The organism is Pseudarthrobacter sp. NIBRBAC000502772 (assembly GCF_006517235.1).
Lineage (GTDB): Bacteria > Actinomycetota > Actinomycetes > Actinomycetales > Micrococcaceae > Arthrobacter.
Genome location: NZ_CP041188.1, coordinates 583,464 through 599,818 on the forward strand (window position 1 = coordinate 583,464; position 16,355 = coordinate 599,818).

17 protein-coding genes are annotated in these 16,355 nt (G+C 63.4%); 10 read left to right on the top strand and 7 right to left on the bottom strand.

The features are described from left to right. Window position 1: 1 nt before the first annotated feature. From arfB to NIBR502772_RS02725, 3 genes are read right to left on the bottom strand one after another with little or no spacing between them, the layout of a single operon-like run. The gene (arfB, locus tag NIBR502772_RS02715; RefSeq protein WP_141138966.1) at window positions 2-424 is read right to left on the bottom strand and encodes an alternative ribosome rescue aminoacyl-tRNA hydrolase ArfB; all 423 of its coding nucleotides are present in this window, start codon (window positions 422-424) and stop codon (window positions 2-4) included. A 9-nt stretch (window positions 425-433) separates the two neighbouring features. Continuing rightward, entirely contained in the window at window positions 434-694 is a 261-nt protein-coding gene (locus NIBR502772_RS02720; protein ID WP_141138967.1) for a type II toxin-antitoxin system RelE/ParE family toxin, read from the bottom strand. After that, the gene (locus NIBR502772_RS02725) at window positions 691-957 is read right to left on the bottom strand and encodes a type II toxin-antitoxin system Phd/YefM family antitoxin (protein WP_141138968.1); all 267 of its coding nucleotides are present in this window, start codon (window positions 955-957) and stop codon (window positions 691-693) included. Before NIBR502772_RS02725 ends, NIBR502772_RS02720 begins: the two co-directional genes overlap by 4 nt. A 254-nt stretch (window positions 958-1,211) precedes the next feature. On the opposite strand from NIBR502772_RS02725, the gene NIBR502772_RS02730 reads away from it, so the two are divergent. Continuing rightward, window positions 1,212-1,457, top strand: a complete 246-nt coding sequence (locus tag NIBR502772_RS02730) for a hypothetical protein (protein WP_246848670.1) — start codon at window positions 1,212-1,214, stop codon at window positions 1,455-1,457. Between the two features lie 569 nt (window positions 1,458-2,026). Beyond that, window positions 2,027-2,581 (top strand): recombinase family protein, encoded by a 555-nt coding sequence (locus tag NIBR502772_RS02735; protein ID WP_141138969.1) that lies wholly within the window; start codon window positions 2,027-2,029, stop codon window positions 2,579-2,581. A 178-nt stretch (window positions 2,582-2,759) separates the two neighbouring features. Here NIBR502772_RS02735 and tal read toward each other — a convergent pair whose 3' ends face one another. The 4 genes from tal to NIBR502772_RS02755 form a co-directional block, all read right to left on the bottom strand. Further along, entirely contained in the window at window positions 2,760-3,875 is a 1,116-nt protein-coding gene (tal, locus tag NIBR502772_RS02740; RefSeq protein WP_141138970.1) for a transaldolase, read from the bottom strand. Between the two features lie 44 nt (window positions 3,876-3,919). Further along, window positions 3,920-6,076 (bottom strand): transketolase, encoded by a 2,157-nt coding sequence (gene tkt / locus NIBR502772_RS02745; RefSeq protein ID WP_141138971.1) that lies wholly within the window; start codon window positions 6,074-6,076, stop codon window positions 3,920-3,922. 65 nt (window positions 6,077-6,141) lie between these two features. Beyond that, complete coding sequence (gene rbsD, locus NIBR502772_RS02750; protein WP_141138972.1) at window positions 6,142-6,525, bottom strand: D-ribose pyranase; 384 nt, start codon at window positions 6,523-6,525, stop codon at window positions 6,142-6,144. Continuing rightward, the gene (locus NIBR502772_RS02755) at window positions 6,522-7,460 is read right to left on the bottom strand and encodes a ribokinase (protein WP_371706754.1); all 939 of its coding nucleotides are present in this window, start codon (window positions 7,458-7,460) and stop codon (window positions 6,522-6,524) included. Before NIBR502772_RS02755 ends, rbsD begins: the two co-directional genes overlap by 4 nt. A 231-nt stretch (window positions 7,461-7,691) precedes the next feature. Between NIBR502772_RS02755 and NIBR502772_RS02760 the strand changes: the two genes are divergently transcribed. From NIBR502772_RS02760 to NIBR502772_RS02795, 8 genes are all read left to right on the top strand, one after another. After that, complete coding sequence (locus NIBR502772_RS02760) at window positions 7,692-8,708, top strand: zinc-dependent alcohol dehydrogenase family protein (RefSeq protein WP_141138974.1); 1,017 nt, start codon at window positions 7,692-7,694, stop codon at window positions 8,706-8,708. 5 nt (window positions 8,709-8,713) lie between these two features. Next, on the top strand, window positions 8,714-9,412 hold the full coding sequence (locus tag NIBR502772_RS02765) for a DUF2291 family protein (RefSeq protein WP_168223478.1): 699 nt from the start codon (window positions 8,714-8,716) through the stop codon (window positions 9,410-9,412). Beyond that, window positions 9,409-10,950, top strand: a complete 1,542-nt coding sequence (locus NIBR502772_RS02770) for a sugar ABC transporter ATP-binding protein (RefSeq protein WP_141138976.1) — start codon at window positions 9,409-9,411, stop codon at window positions 10,948-10,950. The genes NIBR502772_RS02765 and NIBR502772_RS02770 overlap by 4 nt, the downstream gene beginning before the upstream one ends. After that, the gene (locus tag NIBR502772_RS02775; protein WP_141138977.1) at window positions 10,947-12,074 is read left to right on the top strand and encodes an ABC transporter permease; all 1,128 of its coding nucleotides are present in this window, start codon (window positions 10,947-10,949) and stop codon (window positions 12,072-12,074) included. Before NIBR502772_RS02770 ends, NIBR502772_RS02775 begins: the two co-directional genes overlap by 4 nt. A 53-nt stretch (window positions 12,075-12,127) precedes the next feature. After that, entirely contained in the window at window positions 12,128-13,123 is a 996-nt protein-coding gene (locus NIBR502772_RS02780) for a D-ribose ABC transporter substrate-binding protein (protein WP_141138978.1), read from the top strand. A gap of 101 nt (window positions 13,124-13,224) precedes the next feature. Continuing rightward, window positions 13,225-14,958, top strand: coding sequence for a dihydroxyacetone kinase family protein (locus NIBR502772_RS02785; protein ID WP_141138979.1), 1,734 nt, complete (start codon window positions 13,225-13,227; stop codon window positions 14,956-14,958). Further along, the gene (locus tag NIBR502772_RS02790) at window positions 14,951-15,421 is read left to right on the top strand and encodes a ribose-5-phosphate isomerase (RefSeq protein WP_141138980.1); all 471 of its coding nucleotides are present in this window, start codon (window positions 14,951-14,953) and stop codon (window positions 15,419-15,421) included. Before NIBR502772_RS02785 ends, NIBR502772_RS02790 begins: the two co-directional genes overlap by 8 nt. A gap of 81 nt (window positions 15,422-15,502) precedes the next feature. After that, window positions 15,503-16,258, top strand: a complete 756-nt coding sequence (locus NIBR502772_RS02795; RefSeq protein ID WP_141141902.1) for a triose-phosphate isomerase family protein — start codon at window positions 15,503-15,505, stop codon at window positions 16,256-16,258. Window positions 16,259-16,355: the final 97 nt, after the last annotated feature.

Genomic DNA, 16,355 nt, shown 5'->3' on the forward strand with positions numbered 1-16,355 from the left:
GCTACTCGGCGGACGGCCGCTGCCGTTGCCGCTTCGTCGCCGACCTCTGTTCTTTGGCGGCGAGGCGACGGCGGTTCGAACCCCGGGTGGGTTTGGTCGCCCGACGACGGGGGCCTTCGGGTGCCAGACCTTCCGCCACAAGCTCGGCGAGCTTCGCCAGGGCGGTCTCTCGGTTTCGCAGCTGGGAGCGCTGCTCGGAGGAGGCCACGGTGATCACCCCGGCGATGAGGTGTGGTCCAAGCCGCCTGAGCAGCATCAGCCGCTGGTCATCCGTGAGCACGGCGGAGCCGGCGATGTTCCACGAGACTTCCGCACGGCTGTCCGTGGTGTTGACGTGCTGACCGCCTGGCCCGGACGAGCGCGAGAACCGCCAGCGCAGTTCCGACGCGGGAATCGTGAGCGCGGGCGACACCTCAAGATCCATGCCACCAGCCTAGTGCTCGTAGATGTCGCGCCGGTGGCCCATGGCGACAACCAGGACGATCAGCTGTGCGTCCCGGATCTCGTAGATGATCCGGTAATCGCCGGTACGGACACGCCAGTCGCCGCTGCTTCCGGAGAGTTTCTTGGCTCCTGGGGGACGCGGTGTCTCGGCGAGCAGTTCGATGGCGGCTTGGATGCGTCGGCGCGCGTCGGGCGGAAGTTTGCGCAACTGCCGGACAGCCGCCGGAGCGAGCTGCACGGCATAGCTCACGCCAGACCCAGTTCGGCCTTGACTTCTTCCCAGGGCACCGGGCCTGTGCCCGTGTCGGCCATTTCGGTCCGCGCCGCGCTCGCTGCGCGGAGATCCTCCAGGTCCTCCGCGGCCGCAATCAGAGTGGCGAGATCCTCCGCATCGATCAGAGCGGCCACGCGTCGGCCCCGCCGCAAAAGATAGACCGGTTCATGGTTCACTCGTGCGGTATCGACGGCCTCCGCGAGTCGGCTCCGCGCGTCGGTCACACTCATCTCACTCATGGCCATATTTTAGCCCGACTCCGCTGAAACGTACATAAGCGCCATAAGAGCGGAAACGGCACCCCCGCTGTCCTGCCCGGCGCAGCGGAGGGAGTACTGGAAGACCCCTGTTGGGCAGAGCACTCGCTAGGGCCGGCGTGATCGCGGGTTGCACACTCGGCCGCCTTCGCCTAGTTGAGCGGGACGACATACATTCTCCAAGGCTGCATAGCGTCTCCCCGCAGGGTTACTCGTTCGCTTTCGGCGGGGTTGCGGTGACCAGCCCGCCGGCCACGTCGCTTGCACTCAAGGATTATCCCGATATCGCCGGGACGGCCTCCTCATTGTTGGGGCTGGCCCGGTACGCCTTCGGAGGGATCGCCGCACCCTTGGTGGGCATCGGCGGCGCCAACGACGCCGTCCCCTTCGGCATCGTCGCGGCCGCTTCCGCGGCAGCGGCCGGGCTTTGCCTTGGGCTGGTCAGGAGGCGGCGTGGTCCAAGTGTTTTCGGCAGGACTTAAGCCATACTTCCAGCGTAATGCCGTCCGTTCCACCGCCACCAGGATTGCCTGGTCCAGCTCCACATTTTGGTGAACTAGGGCCAATGGCCGGTGGGAAGGTCCACGTAAAGTCTTCGATAGCGCTCTCGTTGGATAACTGGCATGCCGATAACCTGCCATATGTCGGCCCGGCCGGGCTGACGGGCCGACGGGGGAGTGGTAGCCGCATCTGCTCCCACTCGTCTTTCAACATGAGGCTTGCAAGACGACCCGACCCGGTGCGATGACTGCCGACTGACGTTCCGGCGTGTCAAGAGGGACGCCTCAGAAAGTGTCGCGGTGGGGGGACCGGTTTACGGGGCGCTCAGCCAGCAACCCAAACTGCGGTTTATCCTGTAACTTTCGGCGCAAAATGGCCGGTTTTTCGCAGCGTTATTTATCTCGCTTTCGCAGGACGAGCCGTGGAAGCAGGCAACCAATCACTCGACGTCACTGTCGAAGCGTCCCGTTGAAGACCCTATGGTCGCCAATCAGCTCTCCGGATCCGTGCGCAGCCACCGGGCTAAATTTTAAATGACAGAAGAGAACCCTTGCTCGTCGAATACATGCGCGTTTCGAAGGCCGACAGGTCCCAGACCACGGACCTGCAGCGCGATGCGCTCCTGGCCGAAGGGCTGGATCCGGCCTCGGTGTACGAGGAGAAGGCCTCCGGCAAGAAGGAAGACCGCCCCCAGCTGGCCGCCTGCCTCAACGCCGTGCGCCACGGCGACACCCTTGTTGTTTGGAAGCTGGATCGGCTGGGCCGGGATCTGCGCCACCTGGTCAACATCGTCCCCGACCTGACCGAACGCGGCATCGGGCTGAAAGTTCTCACCGACCAGGGAGCGGCCATCGACACCACCACGGCCTCCGGGAAGATGGTCTTCGGGACCTTCGCCGCCCTGGCCGAATTTGAACGCGACCCGATCTCCGAGCGCACCATCGCCGACCTCGTCTCCGCGCGCGCCCGTTCAAAATGCCCCCCCGCGAAACTCCGGCTCGCCATGGCCTCCAGGGGTCAGCCAGAGACCAAGGTCGGCGGCCTCCGCGAAGAGCTGGGAATCACCCGGCAAACAAGCGACTGGCTATGGGCGTCGTGGCTATAGGGGTGGGCGGTCAGGTCCACGCTTGGGATGATCATCGGCAATTCTTTCTATCCCCGGTCCTTTGTGGACGGCGGGAGGGTCTTTTGCGGTGGGCAACAGCGGCGGTGCAGGGAACAGCCGCGCGGCAGTGGGGACTCCGGGGGTGGTGACGCCACAGCCTTGCGGCCGTCGATGTGCGTCAGCCGACGCGTTGTCCTTCGAGGGCGCCTTCGACGTCGGCGAGCAGTTCCTTCCAGCTGGCGGCAAACTTGCCCAGGCCTTCGGATTCCAGCAGCGCCACAACGTCGTTGTAAGAGATGCCCAGTGCATCGAGGGCCATCAGCGTGGCGTTGGCGTCCTCGTAACCGCCGGTGACGGTGTCGCCCGTGACGACGCCGTGGTCGAACGTCGCGTCGAGGGTCTTCTCCGGCATGGTGTTGACGACGCCTGGTGCTGCGAGTTCCGTGACGTAGAGGGTGTCCGGGTAGGCCGGGTCCTTCACGCCGGTGGAGGCCCACAGCGGACGCTGGGGGCGTGCTCCGGCTTCGGCGAGGAGGGCCCAGCGTTCGGTGGAGAACAGCTCTTCGTAGACCTGGTAGGCAAGGCGGGCGTTGGCAATGCCGGCCATCCCCTTGAGCGACAAGGCCAGGAGGGTGCCGATGGCGTTGAGGCGCTTGTCGATTTCGGCGTCGACGCGGGACACGAAGAAAGACGCCACGGAGTGGATCGTGGACAGGTCGTGGCCGTTCTCCGTGGCCTGCTCCAGGCCGTTCTGAAAAGCGTTGATCACGGCGCGGTAGCGGTCCAGGGAGAAGATCAGGGTCACGTTGACGCTGATGCCTTCGCCCAGGGTTGCCGTGATGGCTTCGAGCCCTTCCAAGGTTGCCGGGATCTTGATCAGGACGTTGTCCTTGTTGACCTTGGCGTACAGGTGCTTCGCTTCGGCGATCGTGCCGGCTGTGTCCCAGGCGAGGCGGGGATCCACCTCGATGGAGACCCGGCCGTCAACACCCTTGGTCGCCGCGGCAACCGGGGCGAACAGGTCGCAGGCGTCGGCAACATCGGTGGTGGTGATTTCGAAGATGGTCTCTTCAACGGTGGCGCCCTTGGCTGCCTCTTCGGCAATCACGGCGTCGTAGACGCTGCCCGCAGTGATGGCGGCGTGGAAGATGCTCGGGTTCGTGGTGACACCGACGACGTTCTTCTCTTCGATCAGTTTCTGCAGGGTGCCGCTGGCAAGGCGTTCGCGGGAAAGGTCATCCAGCCAGATGGAGACGCCGGCGTCGGAGAGCTGCTGGGTTGGGGTGGTGGTCATGTGATAACTCCTGGAAATCTGGGTCCTTGAAAACGGGGGGTGGATCAAGACGAAAGGCTGGAGAGGGAAACCTTGGCCGCGGCGGCGACTGCCTCCGCGGTGATGCCGAACTCCTGGAAGAGGCGCCTGCCGTCGGCCGAGGCGCCGTAGTGCTCGAGGGAGATGGAGCGGCCGGCGTCGCCGACGAATTCCTTCCAGCCCAGTGCCAGGCCTGCCTCGACCGAGATGCGGGCCTTGACCGTGGCGGGCAGGACGGCTTCGCGGTAGGCGGCGTCCTGCTTGGTGAACCACTCCACGCAGGGCATGGACACGACACGGGCCGCGATGCCGTCGGCCTGCAGGGCCGCACGGGCCTGCACGGCGAGCTGGACCTCGGAGCCGGTGCCGATCAGGATCACGTCGGCCGGGACCGTGGCGCCGTCCCGGGAGGCTTCGGCCAGGACGTAGCCGCCCTTCGCGACGCCGGACACGGCACCGAAGGTGTCGCCTTCTGCGTCGCCTTCACCGCGGGCGTAGGTGGGGATGTTCTGCCGGGTCAGGACAATGCCGGCCGGGTTCTCGTGGTTCTCCAGCATGGTCTTCCACGCCACAGAGACCTCGTTGGCGTCGCCCGGGCGGACCACGTCCAGGCCCGGGATGGCCCGCAGCGTGGACAGCTGCTCCACCGGCTGGTGGGTGGGGCCGTCCTCGCCCAGGCCGATCGAGTCATGCGTCCAGACGTACAGCGAGGGGACACCCATAAGTGCGCCGAGTCGGATCGCGGGGCGCTGGTAGTCGGAGAAGATCAGGAACGTGCCCGAGAACGCCCGGGTCCGCCCGTGCAGGGAGATGCCGTTCACGATCGAGGCGGCGGCGTGCTCCCGGATGCCGAAGTGCAGGACCCGCCCGTACGGGTTGCCCTTCCAGGCCCCGGTGGAGCGTGAGGCCGGGATGAACGACGCGGAACCCTCGATGGTGGTGTTGTTGGACTCGGCGAGGTCGGCGGAGCCGCCCCAGAGTTCGGGCAGGACCGGTCCGATCGCGTTAAGGACCATGCCCGACGCGGCGCGGGTGGAGACGTCCTTGCCGGCTTCGAAGACCGGCAGGGCCGCGTCCAGCTCCACGGGCAGCTTCTTGGCCTCGATCCGCTCCAGCAGGGCAGCGTTTTCGGGGTTGGTGGCCTTCCAGGCCTCGAACCAGAACTGCCATTGGGTGCGGGCGGCGGCGCCGCGCTCCACCACGGTGCGGGCGTGGGCCAGGACGTCCTCGTCGACCTGGAAGGTCCGGGCTGGGTCGAAGCCCAGGACCTGCTTCAGGGCCGCGACTTCCTCGCTGCCCAGGGCCGAACCGTGGATCTTGCCGGTGTTCTGCTTCTTGGGCGCCGGGTAGCCGATGATGGTCCGCAGCGAAATGATCGAGGGCCTGGTGGTCTCGGCCTTCGCGGCGAGCAGCGCGGAGTAGAGTTCCTGGACGTCTTCGACGTATTCGCCGGTCTTGGTCCAGTCGACCCGCTGGGTGTGCCAGCCGTAGGCCTCGTAGCGCTTGAGCACGTCCTCGGTGAACGCGATGTCGGTGTCATCTTCGATCGAGATGTGGTTCTCATCGTAGACAACGACAAGGTTGCCCAGTTCCTGGTGCCCGGCGAGCGAGGACGCCTCGGAGGTCACCCCTTCCTGCAGGTCCCCGTCGGAGGCGATGACCCAGATCGTGTGATCGAACGGGGAGGTGCCTGCCGCGGCCTGCGGGTCGAACAGGCCGCGCATGCGGCGCTGGGAGTAGGCGAAACCGACCGAGGAGGCCAGGCCCTGGCCTAGCGGGCCGGTGGTGATCTCCACCCCGGCGGTGTGCCGGTATTCCGGGTGCCCCGGCGTCAGCGACCCCCAGGTCCGCAGCGCCTGCAGGTCCTTCAGCTCCAGCCCGTAGCCGGAGAGGAACAGCTGGATGTAAAGGGTCAGCGACGTGTGGCCCGGGGACAGGACGAACCGGTCCCGGCCGATCCAGTCCGGGTTCGCCGGGTCGTGGCGCATCAGCTTCTGGAAGAGAAGGTATGCGGCCGGGGCAAGGCTCATAGCGGTGCCGGGGTGGCCGTTGCCTACTTTTTCGACGGCGTCAGCGGCCAGGACCCGGACAGTGTCCACGGCCTTCTGGTCCAAACTGGTCCATGACAGGACGTCATCGACCTCATGGGTGCCTGGCAGTTCTAGTTCTTCCAGCTGAGACATATGCCGGATCCTTTCTTTGGGCGCATCGGCGCTGTGATTGTTGGTTGTGCGATGACACTGTGGCGTCAGAAGGAGACGCCGCAACGCAATATGACGTTGGCGTACGGTGTCGCCTCTCCGGATCGGACGACGAGTTTGGCCGTCCCGACCAGTTGCTTGAGTTCTTCATGGGGGATGTATTCGACCGCGGGGAACCTGTCCGATATCCATTCGTTGGCTTTGCTCGCCGCTGATTCCGATGCCGCGATGCAGCCTTCGAAGATGACATCGTTGCGCAGTGCGTCGAGCACCTGGATGAAGCCGGGGGTGCCCTGGACCAAGGCCAGGTCCACGCTTGGGGTGCCAAGGGGGATGGGGAGGCCGCAGTCAGCGACCACGACCAGATCCCCGTGGCCCAGGGTGGAAATCGCAGCGTTGAGGGCCCCGTTGAGGATGCCGTTCTTTTTCACATCATCACCCCGGGCAGTTCATCCCTGGACGTGGGGTAGGACGGCTGCGTTCCGAATCGCTGTACCGAGTACGCACCAACGCGAACAGCAAATTCCACGGCTTCACTCAAGCTTGTTCCTGCAGCCAGGCTGGCGCTTAAGACACCCACGAAGGCGTCTCCGGCCCCCGAGGTGTCTGCCACATCCACCTTGGGGGAGGAAACGGAGTGAATGCCGTGCCCCTCCGAGAACATGGCACCGCGGGCCCCTCGTGTCAGAACCACTGACACCGGGCCGGAGGCCGCAAGTGCCTCCGTGAGGTCTGCGTGCCCGGTCGGAACCGGCATCTCCGGCTTCAGCTGGCGCAGGACAAGTGCTGCTTCGTGTTCGTTCACCACGAGGGGGTCTGCTGCCCGGATTGCATCCGGCGAGAGGCTGATAACGGGTGCCAGGTTCAGGACAACCCGTCCTGTGGCAATTGCGATGGCGGTTTCGGTGGTGCTTGGCGGAATTTCGCCTTGAACCACGAGAATCGCGGCACCGGCGATGGTATCCCTGCACTTAAGGACTGCTTCGGCGTCCATCTGTGCGTTGGCTCCGGTAGTGTTCTCACCGCTATCGTCCACGGTCACTATGGCCATGCCGGTCGCCGTTCCGCACCCGAGCACGCCGTCCAGGTCCACCCCGGCGGACCTGAGACTTTCCAAGGCCACGGCAGCATTGGCATCCTGGCCAACCGAGCCGATAAGCCTTGTTTTCGCGCCCAGCCGGGCGGCGGCGAGAGCCTGGTTTGCTCCTTTGCCGCCAGGCAGGATGCGCATTTCCTTTCCCTGTACTGTCTCGCCGGGACTGGGGTGTCTGGAGACGGTCGTCATCATGTCCACGTTGACCGATCCAACGACTACCACCTCCCTTTCGACCAGGGACGGCTTCGTTCCATTCATGTGTTGTTTCATCACATTCTTCCCAGAGTCTTGCTCGGAGTGGAGGGTAAAGACAGTGGTTGACAGTGAGCAAACTCACAGCTATGTTTTATTTATAACATGGTTCAGCCACAAAATCACAGAGATTTAACAAACTGAGCCGCCGATCAACTTTTCTTCAAGGGAGTCCTTGGTGGAAAGAAGCGAACCGCCCCGGCCTCGCAGCCGAGTCGGAGCACCCTTCCGATAGGAGCGTCAAAGCAGATGCGCGCAATAGTTTTTGAAAGCCCAGGTCAGCTCGCACTCGGAGAAGTGCCGGATCCGGTCCCGGGACCCAAAGAAGTAGTCATCAAAGTAGCGGCAGTCGGTATCTGCGGCACGGATACCCATGTTCTCGACGGCGAATTCGAAGGCACCGTTTTCCCGCTCATCCCGGGCCACGAAGCATCCGGAACGGTCGAGGCAGTCGGAGAGGCCGTCACGAGCCTCGTGGTCGGCGACCATGTCGCCGTCAACCCCAGCACGACCTGCGGTGAATGCGAATACTGCCTGACAGGCAGGGGTAATCTGTGCCGCAACTGGAACGGCCTGGGAGTCGTGGCGAGCGACGGTGCAGCGGCCCAGTTCCTGAAAGCGCCGGTCAGTAACGTCTTCAAGCTCAGGCCTGAGACAGACCTGTATCAGGCAGCCCTGATCGAACCGCTGGCCTGCGCGATCCGCGGATTCGACATTCTGCCCCGCAAAATGGGCGAGCATTACCTCGTATACGGCGCCGGCACGATGGGTCTGCTGATGGCCCAGCTCGCGCCGCGGGCCGGTGCGGCCTCCGTGACTATCGTCGATCTGAACGAGAGCCGGCTGCAGGCCGCCCGGGACGTCGGAATCAAAAACGTATATGCGAACGCAGACGAAGCCGGCCGGGAGCAGTGGGACGTCGTGATCGACTGCACCGGCGTCATCCGTGCCATCGAGGACGGACTGCCGCGCGTGAAGGCAGGCGGAACCTTCCAGCACTTCGGTGTCGCCCCGGCAGAAGCGAAGACCGGCTACTCCCCGTTCCGCGTCTATCGCGACGAACTGAACATCGTCGGCACCATGGCGGTGCTCAACACCTTTGGCAGGGCAGTGGAAATGTTCGAAGCCGGGGCCATCAAGAGTGTGCCGATGATCAGCCACTCATTCACGCTTGAGGACTACAGCGACGCCCTGGACATGTTCCGCAAGGGCACCGGCCGCAAGCTGCAAATCCGGCCCAACGACTCGACGTCACAGGTCCTCTAATGCCCATGCCGGCAGACATCCGCCCAGAATCAAACACAGCAAAGATTGAGCCCATGAACACTCGCAAGTCAACGGCCGTCAGACCAGGCCGTCTTATCGGCATCGGCGCGATCCTCGTTCTCCTGATCCTGATGTTCTTCAGCACCAGAATATTCACGGGTTCCGAAGCTAACCAGACGGCGCCCGGCACCTTCAGCCCCCAGTCGTTTGCGCAGGAAAAATATGAATCGGAGATCGCACCCGACATCGTAAAGCGCGCGACCGACATCGCCACCGTCAGCCAGGCCATCGGGGCCGATCCTGCTGCAGCCGCAAAACAGTACGGCGTTGTCAGCGGTACGTCACCGGCTGTGTATTCGGTCAAAGTGACGGGAATCGCCGGCGCGCCCGATGCCAACGGTCTCGTGCCCGTGAAGGTCGACGGCGTTCCGGCCGACATCAAGGTTCTCGTGCAAATGGGCCCCGCCGTCAACGGCACCGCCGTTCGCGATGCCACGGGAAAAGTCGAATATGTCCAGTTCAAAAACCAGATCGATTATCAGAATGTCGGCGCTGAACTGAACAACCAGGTCAAGAAACTGGTACTCGCCAAGGTGGACGCGAAGGCGATGGAGGGCAAGACCGTTTCGGTAGTGGGGGCCTTCCAGCTGATCAATCCCGCCGCGTACATCGTGACCCCCGTAAAGGTTGACGTGACGAAATGACTGCCAACGTGATACTTCGCGCAAAAAATGTCACCAAGCGCTACGGCGGCACACACGCCCTCAAAGGCGTCGACTTTGAGGTCACCGAGGGTAAAGTGACCGCGCTTTTTGGAGAAAACGGTGCAGGAAAATCCACCCTGATGAAGATTCTGTCGGGGATTGAAATGCCAACGTCCGGCAGCCTTGAGCTTCGGGGTGAGACGGCTGAATTTTCATCAACCGTTGATGCCCGGGACCAGGGGATCTCGATTATTCACCAGGAGCTGAGTCTCTGCCCGAACCTGAGTGTGCGGGACAACATCTTCATGGGCCGGGAAATTACCCGCAAATCAGGCGCAGTGGACTACCCGGCGGAACGCAGCATCGTCAAAGAACTGATGGAGCGGCTCGAAGAACCCATCGACCCGGATACCCTGGTGGCCGACCTGCGCCTTGGCCAGCAGCAGATCGTGGAGATTGCACGTGCCCTGTCAGTAAACGCGCGGATTCTGATCATGGACGAACCAACGTCGGCCCTGAGCGCTTCCGAAGTCGAGGTTCTCTTCAAGGTCATCCGGGATCTCACCGATTCCGGTGTCTCGATCGTCTACATCTCACACCACCTCGAGGAAGCCATCGAGATTGCCGATTACGCGGTGGTACTGCGGGACGGCTCGATGGTGGCCGCGGAGGACATGGACGATGTCGACCTCGACTGGATCGTCGGAAACATGGTAGGCCGCAACTTCGATCTCGGTCAGCCGCCGACCGCCGACTTCGGCGAAGTCGCCCTGGAAATCGATGACGTGAAAGTAGCCGATCCCTCGAACCCGGAGCGCCTGTCCGTGAACGGGGTCTCCATCGACGTGCGGGCCGGGGAAATAGTCTGCATCTACGGTCTTATGGGTGCAGGCAGGACGGAAATGCTTGAAGCACTTGCAGGGCGCGTTCCGCTGGCCGGCGGCCGCGTCGTCGTTGACGGCCGGGACCTGGCCGGACTTTCCATCGCCGGGCGCATCGCCTGGGGGCTGGGCCTGGTGCCGGAGGACCGGCAGCGGGACGGGCTCGTACAGACGATGTCGGTCGGCCGGAATCTCTCCCTGGCCAGCCTCGGGTCCTTCGCTAAAGGACTGCTGCTCTCAGGCCCGGCCGAGGACACATTGGTTGCGCAGGGAATCAAGGACGTCAGAGTCAAGACGGCGGGGCCTTCGGCCGCGATAGGTTCCCTCAGCGGCGGCAACCAGCAGAAGGTGGTCATCGGCAAGATGCTCGCCACCAAGCCCAAGGTGATTCTTCTGGATGAACCAAGCCGGGGAATCGACATCGGAGCAAAGGCGGAGGTCTTCGGACTGCTCAGTGAACTGGCCGGAAACGGCTTGGCGGTCCTTTATTCGACGTCCGAGGTGGGCGAGTGCCTGAGCATTGCCCACAGGGTGATCGTGATGAGTAAAGGCCGCATTTCCGCCGAATTCGACGCATCGGCCACAACAAAAGAGCAAATTATGGCAGCCTCGGGCGAGGCCGCCACCACATCGAAGACGAATGGACACGAGAAATGAGCTCACCACGGACCCCGATCGGAGCATCCAGGCCAGAATGGCTGTCCGGCGGCCTCGACGTCCCCCGGTTACTGCTGGAAGGACGGGCATTCATCGCCCTCCTCATCATCACCGTGACCTTCTCCTTCCTGTCACCGAATTACTTCAGCGTTGAGAACCTCCTCACAATGTCAGCGCACGTCGCCGTCTACGCCATTTTGGCGATCGGCATGCTGCTGGTGATCCTCAACGGCGGCATTGACCTTTCGGTCGGCTCAACCGTCGGGCTTTCGGGCGTCGTGGCGGGTTTCCTCATGCAGGGAATCCAGATCCCCGCCCTGGGAATCGCCCTGTACCCTTCCGTCTGGGTAACCGTCGTGATAGCGGTGGCGGTCGGCGCATTCGTTGGCTGGATCAACGGCATGCTCGTTTCCAGATTCGGCGTCGCTGCGTTCGTTGCCACGTTGGGCACGCTCTATGTCGTCCGCGGCGCCGCACTGCTGATTACGGGCGGGCTGACCTACCCCAACCTGCGCGGCGACGAAGCCCTGGGCAACACGGGATTCGACTTGCTCGGGTTCAACCGGATCCTCGGCGTCCCCACCGGCGTGCTGGTCATGGCTGTCATCGCGGTCCTGGGCAGCGTGCTGCTGACAAAGACACCTTTCGGACGGTGGCTGTTCGCCTCCGGCGGCAACGAGCGTGCAGCCGAACTGTCCGGCATCCCGGTCAAAAAAGTCAAGGTCCGTATCTACGTCATATCGGGCGTCTGTGCCGCCATCGCCGGGGTCATCATCGCATCCGAACTCACCTCGGCAAACCCGACAGCGGGCAATTCGTTTGAACTGACAGCGATCGCCGCGGTCGTCATCGGCGGTGCGGCTCTCTCGGGAGGACGAGGCACCATCCGGGGCACGCTGCTCGGCGCCTTCGTGATCGGTTTCCTCTCCGACGGGCTCGTCATCATCGGAGTCTCCGAGTACTGGCAAATGGTCTTCAAGGGTGCCGTCATTGTCGCCGCCGTGATGCTGAACCGCGTCGAATACCGCTCCAAGAGCGTCAAACCGACCCCCGTCCAAGCCCCACGGGACCCGGCTACCAAGCCCAGCGGTCCGGTCCTGAGCTCGAAGGAACCGGTGACGTAGCGGTGAAGATCAATCCTTTTCCCAACCTGAACAAACCACTGAAAGGCAAGTCCATGAATCGAAAAGCTGCTGCCGTCTTTGCTGCCGGCGTCACGCTCCTTACCCTGGCCGGCTGCGGATCCTCTGCGGGATCAGGTTCACCATCGCCGGCCGGTTCCGGCGAGGCGGGCGGGGCCGGCAAGGTCATTACGGTGATCGTCAATGATCCGGCCAACCCATACTGGGCAACAGAGGGCAACGCAGCGAAGGCTGAAGGTGAAAAGCTCGGCTATAAGGTCAACGTCAACGCGCACAAGGGAGACACGAAGACTGAAAGCGACCTCATCGACGCCGCCATAACGAACAAATCGGCTGCCATCCTGCTGGATCCGGCCAACGCAGACGGATCAATCGGAGCCGTGCAGAAAGCAACCAGCGCCGGCATCCCCGTGATACTGGTCAACGCTGAGATCAACAAACAGGGTCTGGCCAAGGCGCAGCTGGTCTCCAACAACGCACAGGGCGCGGCATTGGGTGCCCAGGAGTTCGTCAAGGCAATGGGCGGCAAAGGCACCTACGTTGAGCTCAAGGGCGCCCCGTCGGACAACAATGCAGCGACCCGGTCCAACGGGTATGCAACCGTGCTGTCGCAGTACCCGGACCTGAAGCTTCTGGACGCCCAGGTCGCGAACTGGGATCAGAAGCAGGGCCACGACAAGATGCAGTCAATGCTCCAGGCACATCCTGACATTCAGGGCGTGCTCGCCGGCAACGACCCGATGGCCCTCGGAGCGATCGCAGCATTGAAAGAAGCAGGCAAGCTTGCCACGGTCAAGGTTGGCGGCTTCGATGGAGCACCCGATGCCGTTGATGCTGTCAAGGCCGGTTCCCTGAGCTACTCGGTCCTTCAGCCGGTTGCAGAGTTCTCCGCAAAGGCGATCAACTACGCGGACCAGTTCATTAAGACCGGAAAAACCGGAGCCAGCGACGAGAAGCAGGCCTTCGACTGCACACTGATCACCAAGGACAACGTCGCTTCATACACCTCCGCATTCACCCTCTCAAAGTAGGACTCAAGTAGTCGGGCCGGCCGCAGGCAAAATCCTGCCAACGCGGCCGGCCCGACGACCACGGATCTACCGGCTTCCCGGGTCAAGGAAACAAGGAACTCATGGCTTATCTCTTCAACAATCCGACTGACTTCGCAGACCAGCTCACCGACGGATTCGCCGCCGCATATCCCCAGTGGATCCGAAAGGTCCCCGGCGGCGTGGTCCGCAGCAACGGAACCGCCCCGGGCAGCGTCGTTGTCATCGCCGGCGGCGGATCCGGCCACTACCCTGCCTTCGCCGGCCTCGTCGGCCCCGGCCTGGTTCACGGCGCAGCAATGGGAAACATCTTCGCGTCCCCGTCTGCGCAGCAGATCTACTCCGTGGCCAAGTCAGCCCACGCCGGTGGTGGAGTCCTGTTGACCTACGGAAACTATGCCGGAGACGTACTGAACTTCACGCTGGCACAGGACCGCCTGAACGCCGAAGGCATCCGGACGCTGATGGTCGCCGTCACCGACGATATTTCGAGTGCTTCGGTCGACGAGATCGACAAAAGGCGGGGAATCGCCGGCGATCTGGCCGTGTTCAAGGCAGCCGGCGCCTGCGCAGACGCAGGAGGTGACCTGGATGAGGTTTTCCGGGTCGCCACCCGGGCCAATGAACGAACCCGTTCTTTCGGGATCGCCTTTTCGGGGTGCACACTCCCCGGAGCATCGGCGCCGCTCTTCAGCGTCCCTGCCGGACGCATGGCAGTCGGCATGGGCATACATGGCGAACCGGGCATCAGCGAACAGGATCTTCCGACGGCGGACGACGCCGCCGAACTGATGGTCCGTTCCCTGCTCGCCGAGGTGCCGGAGGACCTGAACGGCCGCCGGGTCGGCGTCATACTCAACGGTCTCGGGTCTGTGAAATCCGAAGAACTCTTCGTCGTTTACCGAAAAATCGCACAGCTGCTGGACTTCGCCGGGATCATTGTGGTGGATCCTGAAGTCGGCGAGCTGGTGACCAGCTTCGAAATGGCCGGCGTATCCCTGACCCTTTTTTGGCTTGACGACGAACTTGAAAAGTACTGGACGGCTCCCGCGAGTACCCCGGCCTTCCGGAAAGGCGCAGCAAGCGGCGCTGGCCCCCGGTACGCCTCGGAAACCCCGGACGAATCGGCAAAGACCGAGCTGCCGGACGCTTCAGTAGTCTCCCGCGAGGCTGCCGCTCAGGTGCAGAAACTTCTGGAATCCGTGCAGGCCGTGATAGACGAAAATGTGGACGAGCTGGGACGACTGGACTCCATTGCAGGCGACGGTGACCACGGGATCGGCATGCAGCGGGGCACTGCCGCAGCCGCGGCCGCCGGCCGGGCGGCCCTCGCCGGCGGCGCAGGCGCCGGAACCCTATTGTCAGTGGCCGCCGACGCCTGGGCCGACCGCGCGGGCGGAACATCCGGTGTGCTGTGGGGGATGATCATCAAGTCCATAGGCCAGAGCCTGGGCGACAACGAACCGCCCACCGCCTCGAGTATCTCCCAGGGCGTCGCCGAGGCCGGGAAGCAGGTCATGCAGTTCGGCAAGGCCGAGCCCGGCGACAAGACTCTGGTCGACGTTCTGATTCCGTTCAGCCGTGCCTTGACTGCGGGGATCCGTTCCGGGAACCCGCCGGAGAAGGCCTGGCACGCCGCGGCGGACGTGGCCGATGCGGCCGCCACATCAACGGCCTCCCTCCTCCCTAGGATGGGGCGCGCCCGGCCACACGCAGAAAAGAGCGTGGGAACCCCGGACCCGGGTGCGGTTTCCATGGCAATGATCATCAGAACGGTCGAACGCGGCCTGGCCCGAAAAGGAGAGAGCAATGACTGACAAGTTTCGAATCGTCATCGGCTGCGACAACGCCGGATACGCATATAAAGAGGCGCTCAAGGCCGACCTCGAAAAAAGCGAACTCGTGGCGTCCGTCCGTGACGTCGGTGTCGACGAGACCGGCCAGACCGCTTACCCCACGATTGCCATCGCCGCGGCAGAAATGATCGCCGCCGGAACGGCTGACCGGGCGCTGCTGGTCTGCGGTACCGGCCTGGGTGTCGCCATCGCAGCCAACAAGGTCGAAGGCATCCGCGCCGTGACGGCCCACGACAGCTATTCCGTCGAACGTTCCGTCCTCAGCAACAATGCCCAGGTGCTCACATTCGGGCAGCGGGTGGTGGGTCTGGAACTCGCACGGAGACTGGCGCGTGAATGGCTCACCTACCGATTCGATGAAACCTCAGCTTCGGCCGAAAAAGTCCAGCTGATGAATGACTACGAGGCAGACCGCGGTGCCTGACCCCGGTCCGTCCTCCACTACCTGTCGGGCTGCCCCGTGACGGGCCGCCCGAAACCCGCACTTCTTGGAGTCAGCCTCAAGATGTACTTCGGTCATGACGAAACACTGGAATGGTGCCGCCAGGTGGCTGCGATGGCCAGGCGTCACCAGGCCCTGCAGAACGGAGACGTGAAACTCTTCGTACTCCCAAGCTTCCAGGCACTGGTTCCCGCCCGGCAAATTCTTGCTGACACCCCGGTGGCAATCGGCGCCCAGAACCTGCACTGGGAAGACCGGGGGGCCTTCACCGGAGAAACCAGCGGCCTGGCGCTGGCGGAGACGGGTTGCCGTTACGTCGAGGTCGGGCACGCAGAGCGCCGCAGGCTTTTCGGCGAGGACGACGCGATCGTGACGGCCAAGACCGCCGCCGCGCTGAGAAACGGACTCATTCCCGTGATCTGTGTGGGCGAGCCCGAGGAAGGTACGGCGGAAGAGGCCGCCGCGGTCTGCCTTGCCCAACTCAGCTCGGCACTTCAGCCGGAGCAGGGCAACCGGCCTGGTTCTGCCGCCGTCGTGGCCTACGAACCCGTCTGGGCCATTGGTTCCACGAGCCCCGCATCTTCGAGGCACATCAGCGAAGTGTGTGCCCGCCTCAGGGAGTGGCTCACCAGCCAGAAAAACTTTGCCCAATGGTCCGTCATTTACGGAGGAAGCGCTGGACCAGGCCTGCTGACGCAGCTCGGCTCCGGCGTTGACGGACTGTTCCTGGGCCGGTTCGCGCACAGGATCGAGGCGTTGTCGGACATCATCGACGAAGCTTCCCGCCTCCGAGACGACTATGTCATGGCGGGCGGATAGTACGGTGAGAAGCCCGGTAATGCTGTCAGGACAGAAAGTTTTCAGGAGCACAAATGAAATTTGATGGGGACCACCAGACATCGCGACTTTCGCGCCA

Coding starts and splice junctions, on each gene's coding strand:
- arfB (WP_141138966.1), bottom strand. CDS start 424: ATGGATCTTGAGGTGTCGCCCGCGCTCACGATTCCCGCGTCGGAACTG.
- NIBR502772_RS02725 (WP_141138968.1), bottom strand. CDS start 957: ATGAGTGAGATGAGTGTGACCGACGCGCGGAGCCGACTCGCGGAGGCC.
- tal (WP_141138970.1), bottom strand. CDS start 3,875: ATGACCACCACCCCAACCCAGCAGCTCTCCGACGCCGGCGTCTCCATC.
- tkt (WP_141138971.1), bottom strand. CDS start 6,076: ATGTCTCAGCTGGAAGAACTAGAACTGCCAGGCACCCATGAGGTCGAT.
- NIBR502772_RS02755 (WP_371706754.1), bottom strand. CDS start 7,460: ATGAAACAACACATGAATGGAACGAAGCCGTCCCTGGTCGAAAGGGAG.
- NIBR502772_RS02760 (WP_141138974.1), top strand. CDS start 7,692: ATGCGCGCAATAGTTTTTGAAAGCCCAGGTCAGCTCGCACTCGGAGAA.
- NIBR502772_RS02765 (WP_168223478.1), top strand. CDS start 8,714: ATGCCGGCAGACATCCGCCCAGAATCAAACACAGCAAAGATTGAGCCC.
- NIBR502772_RS02770 (WP_141138976.1), top strand. CDS start 9,409: ATGACTGCCAACGTGATACTTCGCGCAAAAAATGTCACCAAGCGCTAC.
- NIBR502772_RS02775 (WP_141138977.1), top strand. CDS start 10,947: ATGAGCTCACCACGGACCCCGATCGGAGCATCCAGGCCAGAATGGCTG.
- NIBR502772_RS02780 (WP_141138978.1), top strand. CDS start 12,128: ATGAATCGAAAAGCTGCTGCCGTCTTTGCTGCCGGCGTCACGCTCCTT.
- NIBR502772_RS02785 (WP_141138979.1), top strand. CDS start 13,225: ATGGCTTATCTCTTCAACAATCCGACTGACTTCGCAGACCAGCTCACC.
- NIBR502772_RS02790 (WP_141138980.1), top strand. CDS start 14,951: ATGACTGACAAGTTTCGAATCGTCATCGGCTGCGACAACGCCGGATAC.
- NIBR502772_RS02795 (WP_141141902.1), top strand. CDS start 15,503: ATGTACTTCGGTCATGACGAAACACTGGAATGGTGCCGCCAGGTGGCT.